This window comes from Kitasatospora sp. NPDC057542 (assembly GCF_042801945.1).
Classification (GTDB): Bacteria; Actinomycetota; Actinomycetes; order Streptomycetales; family Streptomycetaceae; genus Kitasatospora.
Genome location: NZ_JBHVFE010000258.1, coordinates 1 through 12,436, shown reverse-complemented (window position 1 = coordinate 12,436; position 12,436 = coordinate 1). Strand labels below are relative to the sequence as shown.

At 72.9% G+C, this 12,436-nt stretch carries 6 protein-coding genes; all 6 read right to left on the bottom strand.

Annotated features, from left to right (window positions below; all coding sequences use genetic code 11):
* Positions 1–40: 40 nt before the first annotated feature.
* The 6 genes from serA to ACFU7Y_RS27495 all read right to left on the bottom strand — a co-directional run bounded on the left by serA (position 41) and on the right by ACFU7Y_RS27495 (position 12,303).
* Positions 41–1,621: a phosphoglycerate dehydrogenase gene (serA, locus tag ACFU7Y_RS27520; protein WP_224282455.1), complete on the bottom strand. Its 1,581-nt coding sequence runs from the start codon at positions 1,619–1,621 to the stop codon at positions 41–43.
* A gap of 247 nt (positions 1,622–1,868) precedes the next feature.
* A complete protein-coding gene (gene ilvC / locus ACFU7Y_RS27515; protein ID WP_224282456.1) occupies positions 1,869–2,867 on the bottom strand; it encodes a ketol-acid reductoisomerase in 999 nt (332 codons plus the stop codon).
* Between the two features lie 151 nt (positions 2,868–3,018).
* Entirely contained in the window at positions 3,019–3,543 is a 525-nt protein-coding gene (gene ilvN, locus ACFU7Y_RS27510) for an acetolactate synthase small subunit (RefSeq protein ID WP_049657946.1), read from the bottom strand.
* A gap of 79 nt (positions 3,544–3,622) precedes the next feature.
* Positions 3,623–5,476, bottom strand: coding sequence for an acetolactate synthase large subunit (locus tag ACFU7Y_RS27505; RefSeq protein WP_224282457.1), 1,854 nt, complete (start codon positions 5,474–5,476; stop codon positions 3,623–3,625).
* A 331-nt stretch (positions 5,477–5,807) separates the two neighbouring features.
* Positions 5,808–8,759: a bifunctional diguanylate cyclase/phosphodiesterase gene (locus ACFU7Y_RS27500; protein WP_224282459.1), complete on the bottom strand. Its 2,952-nt coding sequence runs from the start codon at positions 8,757–8,759 to the stop codon at positions 5,808–5,810.
* Positions 8,760–9,255: 496 nt separating this feature from the next.
* On the bottom strand, positions 9,256–12,303 hold the full coding sequence (locus ACFU7Y_RS27495; RefSeq protein ID WP_380769990.1) for an AAA family ATPase: 3,048 nt from the start codon (positions 12,301–12,303) through the stop codon (positions 9,256–9,258).
* Positions 12,304–12,436: the final 133 nt, after the last annotated feature.

Below are 12,436 nucleotides of genomic sequence, written 5' to 3'. Positions count from 1 at the left end.
GGTTCGAACGGTGGTCCGGGCCCTGTACGTGCCGGGAGGATCAGCCCAGGTCGACCGAGCGCGCGAAGCGGGCGCCGATCTCGGCGGCGATGGCCGACAGCACCTCCTGCGGGATCTCGGTGTCCACCGTGATGGAGGCCAGCGCGCTGCCGCCGTCGCGGGCGACCTGCATGCCGGCGATGTTGATGCCCGCGTCGCCGAGGTGGCGGCCGAGCACGCCGACCACGCCGGGGCGGTCCTCGTACTTGAAGAAGGCCATGTGGTCGGTGAGCGCCACGTCCACGTCGAAGGCGTCCACGCCGACGATCTTCTGGGTCTGCTTGGGGCCGGCCAGCGTGCCGGAGATGGCGATCTCCTCGCCGTTCGCGAGCGTGCCGCGGACGGTGATCACGTTGCGGTGGTCGGGGCTCTCGCTGGAGGTGGTCAGGCGGACCTCGACGCCGCGCTCCTGGGCGAACAGCGGGGCGTTGACGTAGGACACCGTCTCCGCCACCACGTCCTCGAACACGCCCTTCAGCGCGGACAGTTCGAGCACCTTCACGTCGTGCTGGGTGATCTCGCCGCGGACCTCGACGTCGAGGCGGACGGCCACCTCGCCGGCCAGCGCGGTGAAGATCCGGCCGAGCTTCTCGGCCAGCGGCAGGCCCGGGCGGACGTCCTCGGCGATCACGCCGCCTTGGACGTTCACCGCGTCCGGCACCAGCTCGCCGGCCAGCGCGAGGCGCACCGACCTGGCGACCGCGATGCCGGCCTTCTCCTGCGCCTCGTCGGTGGAGGCGCCCAGGTGCGGGGTGGCGACCACGTTGTCGAAGGCGAACAGCGGGGAGTCGGTGCACGGCTCCTTGGCGTAGACGTCGAGGCCGGCGCCGGCCACCCGGCCCTCGCGCAGGGCGCCGGCGAGCGCCTCCTCGTCCACGATGCCGCCGCGGGCGGCGTTCACGATGCGCACGGTCGGCTTGACCTTGTGCAGCGCCTCGTCGCCGATCAGGCCGATGGTCTCCGGGGTCTTGGGGAGGTGGACGGTGATGAAGTCCGAGACCTCCAGCAGCTCCTCCAGGGTGACCAGCTTGACGCCCATCTGCGCGGCGCGGGCGGCCTGGATGTAGGGGTCGTACGCGACGATCTTCATCCCGAACGCGGACATCCGCTGGGCGACCAGGACGCCGATCCGGCCGAGGCCGACCACGCCGAGGATCTTCTCGCTCAGCTCGACGCCGGTGTACTTGTTGCGCTTCCACTCGCCCTGCTTGAGCGCGGCGTTGGCCGGGGCGATGTTGCGGGCGACGGAGATCAGCAGGCCGCAGGCGAGCTCGGCGGCCGTGACGATGTTGGAGGTCGGCGCGTTGACGACCATCACGCCGGCCTTGGTGGCGGCGGCGACGTCCACGTTGTCCAGGCCGACGCCGGCCCGGGCGACCACCTTGAGCCGACGGGCGGCGGCCAGCGCCTCGGCGTCGACCCTGGTGGCGGAGCGGATCAGGATCGCGTCGACGTCGGCGATCGCGGTGAGCAGCTCGGTGCGGTCGGCGCCGTTGCAGTGGCGGATCTCGAAGTCGGGGCCGAGGGCGTCGACGGTGGCGGGCGAAAGCTCTTCGGCGATCAGAACTACGGATTTGCTCACGACAGTGGGTCCTTAACTGTCCGGTTCCCCGGGCACGTGAGTGGCGTGGAGGGCGGGGAAGGTGGCATGCCGCGTAGGTAGACGCACGACGCTGTGGGCCTGACGCGCACTCGGAGTGTATCGACGGGCCGGGTGGCGGGCTGCTCCCGTCCGGCGAAATCACTCGGACGGGAGCAGCCTACTTGTACAAGCGCCGTACAAAATCGGACGCTGGCGGTTTCGGAGCCGCAAACGGCCCGGGGGAGGGTCAGGCCTTCTCGTTGACCCAGCTCATCAGCGAGCGCAGCTTCTTGCCGGTGGTCTCCAGCAGGTGGTTCTCGTCGGCCTTCTTGTACTCGTTGTACTTGGGCAGACCGGCCTTGTACTCGGCGATCCAGGTGTTGGCGAAGGTGCCGTCCTGGATCTCGGCGAGGACCTTCTTCATCTCGGCCTTGGTGGCGTCGGTGATGATCCGCGGGCCGGTGACGTAGTCGCCCCACTCGGCGGTCTCGGAGACCGACCAGCGCATCTTCTCCAGGCCGCCCTCGTACATCAGGTCGACGATGAGCTTCAGCTCGTGCAGGCACTCGAAGTAGGCGATCTCCGGCTGGTAGCCGGCCTCGACCAGGGTCTCGAACCCGGCCTTCACCAGCGCGGCGGTGCCACCGCACAGGACGGCCTGCTCGCCGAACAGGTCGGTCTCGGTCTCCTCGGTGAAGGTGGTCTTGATGACGCCGGCCTTGGTGGCGCCCAGGCCCTTGGCGTACGACAGCGCCAGGTCGAAGGCCTTGCCCGAGGCGTCCTGCTCGACCGCGACGATCGCGGGGACGCCGCGGCCCTCCTCGTACTGGCGGCGGACCAGGTGGCCCGGGCCCTTCGGGGCGACCATGCAGACGTCGACGTCCGCCGGGGGCTTGATGAAGCCGTAGCGGATGTTCAGGCCGTGGCCGAAGAACAGGGCGTCGCCGGCCTTCAGGTGCGGGGCGATGTCGGCCGCGTAGACGTCGGCCTGGATCGGGTCCGGGACCAGGATCATGATGACGTCGGCCTCGGCCGCAGCCTCGGCCGGGGTGACGACGCGCAGGCCGGCCTCCTCCGCCTTGGCGCGGGACGCGGACTCCGGCTTCAGGCCGACCCGGACGTCGGCGCCGGAGTCGCGCAGCGACAGCGCGTGGGCGTGGCCCTGGCTGCCGTAGCCGATGACCGCGACCTTGCGGCCCTGGATGATGGACAGGTCGGCGTCGTCTTCGTAGAACAGCTCGGCCACGGGGGCACATCTCCTTGCGTGATGGTTGCCGGGTACGCGGTACTCACCGTATTCGCACCGGCGGGGGTGTGGGTCTTTGCTCGAAAGGTGCCGCGCGCCGGCGTGCCGTCGGAAGGGCGGTGGCGGGCGGCGGGAGGGAGAGACGCGCCGGTCAGGCGCTGCGGTCCAGGGCGCGCAGCGAGCGGTCCGTGATGGAGCGCGCGCCGCGGCCGATGGCGACCAGGCCGGACTGGACCAACTCCTTGATGCCGTAAGGCTCCAGCATCCGGAGCATGGCCTCCAGCTTGTCCGAACTGCCAGTGGCCTCGATGGTCACCGCTTCGGGCGACACGTCGACGGTCTTGGCACGGAACAGCTGGACGATCTCGACGATCTGCGACCGGGTCTCGTTGTCGGCGCGGACCTTCACCAGGACCAGTTCCCGCTGGATCGCAGCGGACTGGTCGAGTTCGACGATCTTTATCACGTTCACGAGCTTGTTGAGCTGCTTGGTGACCTGTTCCAGCGGGAGGTCCTCGACGTTGACCACGATCGTCATCCGGGACACGTCCGGATGCTCGGTCGAGCCGACGGCGAGGGAGTCGATGTTGAAGCCCCGACGGGAGAACAGCGCGGCGATGCGGGCGAGCACGCCGGGCTTGTTCTCGACCAGGACGGAGAGGGTGTGCTTGGACATGGGATTCCTCAGTCGCACAGGAGGGGTCCGGCGGAGCCGGTCCCAGGAAGGGTGGCGGTGGGCGACGGGTGGGCGGGGCTCAGTCGAGATCGTCGCCGAAGTCGGGGCGCACGCCCTTGGCGAACTGGATCTCGTCGTTGCTGGTGCCGGCCGCGACCATCGGCCAGACCATGGCGTCCTGGTGAACGATGAAGTCGATGACCACCGGGCGGTCGTTGATCTCCATCGCCTGCTTGATGACCGCGTCGAGGTCCTCGGGGCGCTCGCAGCGCAGGCCCACGCAGCCCATCGCCTCGGCCAGCAGGACGAAGTCGGGGATCCGGGTGCCCTGGGCCGGCGGCTCGACGCCGTCGTGGCCGGGGCCGGAGTGCAGCACCGTGTTGGAGTAGCGCTGGTTGTAGAACAGCGTCTGCCACTGCCGGACCATGCCCAGCGAGCCGTTGTTGATGACCGCGACCTTGATCGGGATGTCGTTCAGGGCGCAGGTGACCAGCTCCTGGTTGGTCATCTGGAAGCAGCCGTCGCCGTCGATGGCCCAGACCGCGCTCTCCGGGCGGCCGGCCTTGGCACCCATCGCCGCGGGGACGGCGTAGCCCATCGTCCCGGCGCCGCCCGAGTTGAGCCAGGTGCCCGGCTTCTCGAACCGGATGAACTGCGAGCTCCACATCTGGTGCTGGCCCACGCCCGCGGCGTAGATCGCCTCGGGGCCGACCAGCCGGCCGATCCGCTCGATGACCTGCTGCGGCGAGAGCTGCCCGTTCGGGGCCGGCTCGTAGCCGAGCGGGTAGGTCTTCTTCCACTCGTCGAGCCGCTCCCACCACTCGGTGTAGTCGCCCTTGTGGCCGGCGTCGAACTCGGCCTGGACGGCGACGATCAGGTCGGCGAGCACCTCGCGGGCGTCGCCGACGATCGGCACGTCCGCCGGGCGGTTCTTGCCGATCTCGGCCGGGTCGATGTCGGCGTGGACGACCTTGGCGTTGGGGGCGAAGCCGTCCAGCTTTCCGGTGACGCGGTCGTCGAAGCGGGCGCCGAGGGTGAACAGCAGGTCGGACTTCTGGAGCGCGGTGACGGCCGGGACGGAACCGTGCATGCCGGGCATGCCCAGGTGCTGCGGGTGACTGTCCGGGAAGGCGCCGAGCGCCATCAGGGTGGTGACCACCGGGGCACCGGTCAGCTCGGCGAGGATCCGCAGCTCGGCAGTGGCCTGCGCCTTGAGCACGCCGCCGCCGACGTACAGCACCGGGCGCTTGGCGCCGACCAGCATCTTCGCGGCCTCGCGGATCTGCTTGGCGTGCGGCTTGGTCACCGGCCGGTAGCCGGGCAGCGCGGTCTCGACCGGCCAGCGGAAGGTGGTGGTCGCCTGGAGCGCGTCCTTGGCGATGTCGACCAGGACCGGGCCGGGGCGGCCGGTGGCGGCGATGTGGAAGGCCTCCGCGATCACCCGCGGGATCTCGGCCGGGTCGGTGACCAGGTAGTTGTGCTTGGTGATCGGCATCGTGATGCCGCAGATGTCCGCCTCCTGGAAGGCGTCGGTGCCGATCGCCTTCGAGGAGACCTGACCGGTGATCGCGACGACCGGCACCGAGTCCATGTAGGCGTCGGCGATCGGGGTGACCAGGTTGGTCGCGCCCGGACCGGAGGTCGCCATGCAGACCCCGACCCGGCCGGTGGCCTGGGCGTAGCCGGTGGCGGCGTGACCGGCGCCCTGCTCGTGCCGGACCAGGATGTGGCGCACCTTGACGGAGTCCATCAGGGGGTCGTACGCGGGAAGGATGGCCCCGCCCGGAATGCCGAAGACGGTGTCCGCGCCCACGGCCTCCAGCGAGCGGATGAGCGACTGGGCGCCGGTCATGGTCTCGACGACGTGCTGGGGAGCGGGAGCGTTGGCGGCCGGGTTGTCCCCGCGGCGGGGGGATGCGGCGTGCTCAGTCATCTGCCTGTCTCTTCTCGGGTTTTGCCGGCCCGGTGCTGCGGGCCCCGGTGCTGCGAGGGTGGGGTCCCGGTCCGGGCCGAGCGCCGGCTCTGCCTCAATCGTCCTGCTTGATCCGACAAGTCGGACTTGCTCGGGCGGTCGGGGCCAGGGGTCTTGCAGAGGTGGAACAGCGTCAGTGCAACAAAAAACCCCTCGTGCCCAAGGGCATGCGAGGGGTGGCGCGTCGGTCTGTCATGAGCAGGGCGTACGAACCCACTCAGCCGACGCGCCCGCCAAGTACGAGAATTCGGGTGCGCATGGCAACGACCTTCCTCCCGTGCGGGGCGGCATGTCAAGCAGGTGGGACGACCGTCTCGCCATGCGGACCACCCGACGGACCAGTAGCGGCACGGCGTTCGGGCAGGTCAGAGCCGCCTTCGTGATGTGCGCCACGCCCCGGTGTGACGTCCGTCCGACCGCCCGTCCGGCCACTCGTCCGGGTGCTGCCAGTGGCGGGAGGGTACGGACGGCGGGCCGGGAGCGGGCCCGCCTGCACGGGCAGCGGGTAGCCCCGGTGGGCCAGCGCCCGGCGCAGCCGGGGCTCGTCCAGCGGCGGGGCGAAGGCCGAGCCCTGGGCCTGCCCGCAGCCCAGCTCCTGCAGCGCGGAGACCTGCCGGGGCAGGTCCACCCCCTCGGCGGCGGTGGCCATCCCGAGGTCGCGGCCGAGCCGCAGCGCGTGCCCGGCGAGGGTGCGGCTGAGCGGGGACTCGCCGAGCTCCTGGACGAGCGTGCGGTCCAGCTTGAGCCCGTCCAGCGGCAGCCGGGCGAGGGCGCCGAGCGAGCCGCCGCCGGCGCCGTACCCGGCCAGCCAGGTGGAGACGCCGAGCCCGCGCAGCGCGGAGAGCCTGCGGCCGAGTTCGTCGGCGAGCGAGTCCGGGCCCATCCGGGCCACCTCGATCACCAGCTCGTCAGCCGGCAGTCCGCTGTCGCGCAGCGCCGCGGCCACCGTCTCGTACAGGCCGGGCGAGCAGAGCCGCTCCACGGAGAGCCGGACGGCCACCGGGACGGGCACCGGCGCGCCGCGGCCCCTGCCCGGCAGGCCGCGCCGCTCGACGGCCGCGCTGACCGCCTCCAGGACCAGCCAGCGGGAGAACCGGGTGGCCGCGTCGCCGTGCTCGGTCGAGCGCAGGAACTCGGCCGGGGTGAGCAGCAGGCCGCCCACCGAGCGCCAGCGGGCCTGCGCCTCGACGCCGGTCACCGCACCGCTGCCGAGGTCCACCACGGGCTGGTGGAGCAACGTGAAGCCGCCTTCCCGGACGGCCAGCCGCAGCCGTTCCTCCAGCTCGGTGCGGCGCTCCAGGTCGGCCCGCATCGCGGGGGTGTAGAGCACGACCCGGCCCTTGCCCTCGGACTTGGCCCGGTACATCGCGAGGTCGGCGTTGCGCATCAGCTCGTCGGCGGCGACCCTGGGGTCGGCCGCCGGGCCGCGTTCGGGGCTGCCGAAGGCGATGCCGATGCTGGCGGCGACGCCGAGTTCGGCGCCGCCGATCCAGTACGGCTCGGAGAGTGCGAGGCGCAGCCGCTCGGCCAGCTCCTGGACCTGGAGGCGGCCGAGCGGGCCGCAGACCAGCGCGGCGAACTCGTCGCCGCCGAACCGGGCCACGGTGTCCCCGCAGCGGACGGCACCCTGGAGCCGACGGGCGGCCTGCACCAGCAGTTCGTCGCCGACCTGGTGCCCGGCGGTGTCGTTGACCGCCTTGAAGCCGTCCAGGTCGAGGAAGAGCACCGCGATCCCGGCGCCCGTCTCACCCTGTTGGCCGCGGGAGCCGAGGGCGGCCCGCAGCCGCTGGGTGAACAACGCCCGGTTGGGCAGGTCGGTGAGCGGGTCGTGGAAGGCGTTGTGCTGCAACTGGGCCTGGAGCATGACGCGTTCGGTGACGTCCCGGCTGTTGAGCAGCAGGCCGTCGCGGTGTCTGCTGACGGTGGACTCGACGTGCAGCCACTCGCCGGCGCCGGAGCTGATCCGGCACTCGACCCGGGCGGAGGGCTCGGCGGTGCCGGGGCTGCGATGGGAGGCGAGCCGGGCCCTGGCGAGGTAGCGGCGGACCTCGGAGAGCACCCGACCGACGTCCTCGGGGTGGACCAGGTCCAGCAGGTTGCCGCCGACCAGTTCCTCCGGGTCCCGCCCGTAGACGCCGAGCGCGGCCGGGGAGACGTAGGAGAGCACGCCGTTGGCGCCGGCGATCATGATGACGTCGCTGGAGCCCTGCACCAGGGAGCGGAAGTGCGCCTCCTTGTGGGCAAGTTCCTGGGCCAGCGACAGGTTGTCGAGGAGCATCACGCCCTGCCTGAGGATCAGCGCCAGCCCGACGGTGCAGGCCGCCGCGGCCACCACGCGGTCCAACTCCCGCCCACCGAGGGCGTTGTAGAGGATTCCGGCGGTGCAGACCGCGGCGGCCGCGTACGGGGTCAGCACGCTGAAGGTGGTGGCCACCCGGCGGTGCGGCAGGCCGCCGGCCGAGGGGTGCTCGCGCAGCGGACGGCGCCAGCGCGGCGACCACGGCGCCCAGGCCAGCAGCAGACTGCCGGAGAACCAGCCGGCGTCCAGCAGTTCGCCCGAGTGGTAGGTGTTGTGCAGCTCCGGGGAGGTGAACAGGGCGTCGCAGGTGACGGTGACGGCGAGCGCCAGCATCGCGGTGTGCACCGCCGCCCGGTTGCCGTCGCGACCGCCGAAGCGCAGCCCGACCACCAGGCTGACCAGCAGGATGTCCAGCACCGGGTAGGCGAGGTTGAGGGCCAGGCGCAGGGGTGAGCCGTCCTCGCCGGCCGCGATCCGGCCGAGTGCCAGGCTCCAGCTGAGGGTGAACAGCGAGCCGGCGATCAGCCAGCCGTCGAGCATCAGGCAGAGCCAGCCGGCCGCCGTGCGCGGGTGCTGGGCCAGCACCAGGACGCCGGTGATGGCGAGCGGGGCGAACAGCAGGAAGGCGTACTCGGCGAGCGAGCCCCGGGGCAGCGGGATGCGCACGACCAGCTCGTACCAGCCCCAGGTGCCGTTGCCGAAGGCGACCATGAGCGAGGAGAGGCCGAACAGCAGCCAGGCCGGGCGGGCGTGCCCGCCGACCGTACAGCCGTACACCAGGCAGGACAGCGCGGCCGCCAGGGCCGCCGCGGCCAGCCCGAAGTCGCCCATGAAGGCGGACAGTTGGCGCGATCCCCAGCCGGCGGCGGCGCCCGCGGCGTAGGCCAGGCAGAGCCCGCCCAGGACGAACCCGGGCAGCGCGCGGCTGTCCCGGAGCCGACGCAGCGGGCTGCGACGGGCGGGTGCGGGCACGTCGGCGGCGGACGTGTCGGTGTGCGGCGTGCCCGGCCGTCCGGTTCCGGGCAGCACCGTTTCGGTGGAGCTCACTCGGCCTCTCCCCCTCCGGCCCGGGGCCTCGCGCCCCGGCCACGGACCACCGGCCGCGCACCTCTCGGACGTACGCGGTGGCCTGGCGCCCCGCCAGGACGGCGGCCCAGGGGGTGGGCGGCCTGCTGGTCGCCGCACCGTACCGATGCTCCCAAAATGGACCCTACACCAATTCCGTCACTCAATGACACGCACACTCAACTTAGAGTAATGGCGGAAGGGTGGGGAAATGCCCCTGATTCCTACGGATCGGCCCGGTTGGTGGCGGCGCGCGGGCGGGGGCTCACGCGGCGCGCACGGGAGCACGCAGCGGCGCCCGAACACCGGTGCCAGGACGGACGAACAGCGGCCCCGGGCCGGCCGAAGCCGGTCCGGGGCCGTGGTGGAGCCCTGTTCAGTGGCCCGAGGCGGCCAGGTCGTCCGGGAACAGCCGCAGCCGGTGCGCCAGCGCGGCTGCCTCGCCCCGGCCGCCGACCGCGAGCTTGCCGAGGATGTTGGAGACGTGCACGCTCGCGGTCTTCGGGGAGATGTACAGCTCCTCGGCGATCTGCCGGTTGGTCCAGCCGCGCGCGAGCAGTCGGAGCACGTCCCGCTCACGGGGGGTGAGGTTGAAGGAGTCCCCGGCGGCCGGGGCCGGCACCGTCGCGGCGGCCGTCCGCTCGGCCCGGGCGAGGCTCAGCCCGGCCCGCTCGGCCAGCGCGGCGATCTGCCCGCCGAGCACCCGGTCGTCCCGGACGGCCGCCAGTTCGGCCGCCTCGCGCAGCAGTTCGGCGCCGGCCTCGCGCCGCCCGGCCTGCACCTCGGCCTCGCCGGCCCGCAGCAGGGCGAGCGCCATCGGGTACGGCAGCCCGGTCGGCCGCAGCGCCTCGACCGCGGCGGCCCACCGCTCCGGGGTGTCGGCACCCTCGGCGCGGGCCAGTTCGGCCTCCAGCAGCCGGGCCCAGCCGTGGTGCAGCGGCGCCCGGGGCCGCAGCTCGGCGGCGGCCGCGGCGATCGCGGCCAGCGCCCCGGGCCGGCCCGCCTCGGCCTGCGGCAGGCCCCGGCTGTCCGCCTCCACCGCGGCGCCCTCGGCCAGCAGCGGGTAGACGTCGGACTCGTGGCCGAGCCGGCCGTCGTCCGCCAGTGCGGCGAGCAGTTCGGCCCGGGCCTCCAGCGGCCGGCCGCCGAGTGCCGCGAGCCGCACCGCCAGGCGGCTGATCGGCACGCTGTGCTGGACCTGGCCGACCCGGTTGGCCGAGCGGGCCTGCGCCAGCATGGTCGCCGTGGTGGGCAGGTCCCCCTTGAGCAGGGCGAGTTCGCCGCGCATCCGGTCCAGGAACTCGGCGTGGGTGCCGCTCAGGCTGGTCAGCTCGCAGGCGGCGAGCACCTCGGCGGCCTCCCGGACCCGCCCGAGGTCGGTCAGCGCCTCGACCAGGTTGCCGGTCAGGATGGTGCCGATGTTGCGCAGCAGGCCGTTGCCGTCCGCGAACTCCAGGCCCTCACGGGCCAGCCGGACCGCACCCTCGGGCCGCCCCAGCCCGCGCTGCATGCTGGCCAGGTTGTTGATGCCGCGCAGCAGCAGGTCGGGCACGCCCAGCCGGCGGGCCCGCTCGACCGCCCCGGCGAGCTCGGCCAGCCCGCCCTCGGCGTCGCCCTGGACGTCGTAGCGCAGGCCGCCGAGGGTCATCCGGGCGTGCACCTCGACCGAGTGCGCGCCCACCTCCTGGGCGATCCGGATCGCCCGCTCGGCCAGGTCGATCGCCTCGGCGGTGGGCTTCTTGAGCATCGCCGTCCCGGCACCGAGCGCCAGCACCTCGGCCTGGACGGCGGACGGCGGCAGGTGCTCCACCAGCCGCAGCGCGTGCGCGATCTCCTCCTCGTCGCCGGAGCGGCGCAGGCTGCCCAGCATCCGGGCCCGGTTGATCCGGAACCAGGCCGCGCGCACCGGGTGCTCCGTCTCGTCGACCAGCCGCAGCCCGCGCTTGGCCAGGCTCAGGCCACGCTCGCGGTCGCCGCAGCGCCGGGCCGCGACCACCGCCTCGGCCAGCACGTCGACCAGCTGGATCCGGTCGCAGTCCTCGTCCGCGGCACTGTGGTCGCAGGAGCCGGGCGGGTAGGTCTCGGCCCAGTCGTACGGGCGCAGGGTGTGGGCCAGCACCTCCTCGGAGACCAGGTCCCACAGTTCCAGGGCCCGTTCCAGCATGCCGAGTTGCTCGGCGAAGGCGTTGCGGCGGCGGGCCGCGCGGGCGGCGTCCAGGGCGGTCGGCAGGGCGCGGGCCGGATCGTGCGCGTGGTACCAGTAGTTGGCCAGCCGGGCGGGCAGTGCGTCGCCGGGGACCAGCTGCGGCTGGGCCTCCACGGCGAGCGCGAACCGGCGGTTGATCCGGTGCCGTTCGCCCGGCAGCAGGTCGTCCGAGACCGCCTCGCGGACCAGCGCGTGGCGGAACCGGTAGCCCTCGCCCTCGCTGTCCGGGCGCAGGATGTTGGCGCCGACGGCCGCCCGCAGCGCCTCGATCAGCGCCTCCTCGTCGTCGTCCAGGACGGCGGCCAGCAGGGCGTGTTCGACGTGCGAGCCGCCCTCGGCGGCGATCCGCACCACCCGCTGGGCCTCCTCGTCCAGGCCCTCGACCCGCACCAGCAGGATGTCCCGCAGCGAGTCGGTCAGCCCGGCGCCGAAGCCGTCCTCGAAGGCGGTGGCCAGCTCCTCGACGAAGAACGGGTTCCCCTCCGAACGGCGGTGGATGCGGTCCACCAGCTGGCGGTCGGGGGCGGTGGTGCCGAGGATGCCGGCCAGCTGGGCGGCCACCTCGCGGCGGTCGAACCGCGCCAGCTCCAGCCGCTGCACGGTGCGCAGCCGTTCGAGTTCGGCCAGGAAGGGGCGCAGCGGGTGCCGGCGGTGCAGGTCGTCGGTGCGGTAGGTGGCGACCAGCAGCACCCGGGAGCGGTGCAGGGTGCGCACCAGGAAGGCGAGCAGCTCGCGGGTGGAGCGGTCGGACCAGTGCAGGTCCTCGACGGCGAGGACGAGGGTACGCTCCGCGCCGAGCCGCTCGAACAGCCTCGCGGTGTGCTCGAACAGCCGGGCCCGGCTGTACTCGTCGTTGGGTTCGCCGTCCGCCTCGCCGAACTCGGAGAGCAGCCGGGCGAGATGGCCTTCGCTGCCGGCCGCGGCGGCCTCCAGTTCGGCGCCCAGCGAGCGGTGCAGTCGTCGCAGCGCGGCGGCCAGCGGCGCGTACGGCAGGCCCTCGGCGCCGACCTCCAGACAGCTGCCGAGCGAGGTGACCGCCCCCTGGGCGGCGGCGCGCTCCAGGAACTCCTCCAGCAGCCGGGTCTTGCCGACCCCCGCCTCGCCGCCGATCAGGACGGACTGCGGGCTGCCGGTGCCCGCGCGGCGCAGCGCGTCGGTCAGCTCGGTGATCTCGCTGCCGCGGCCGACGAAGACGGGGCTGACCGATGTCTGCTGCATGGAGGCGAGCATGCCATAGCCGGTGGGGACCGGCCGAGGGGTTATCTCCCAGCGCGAACGGGGTTCCGTGCCCGAACGCCCGGGGGTGGACAACCGTTCGAGCTGGTTGACCACACCATTGAGGTCTTCGGCG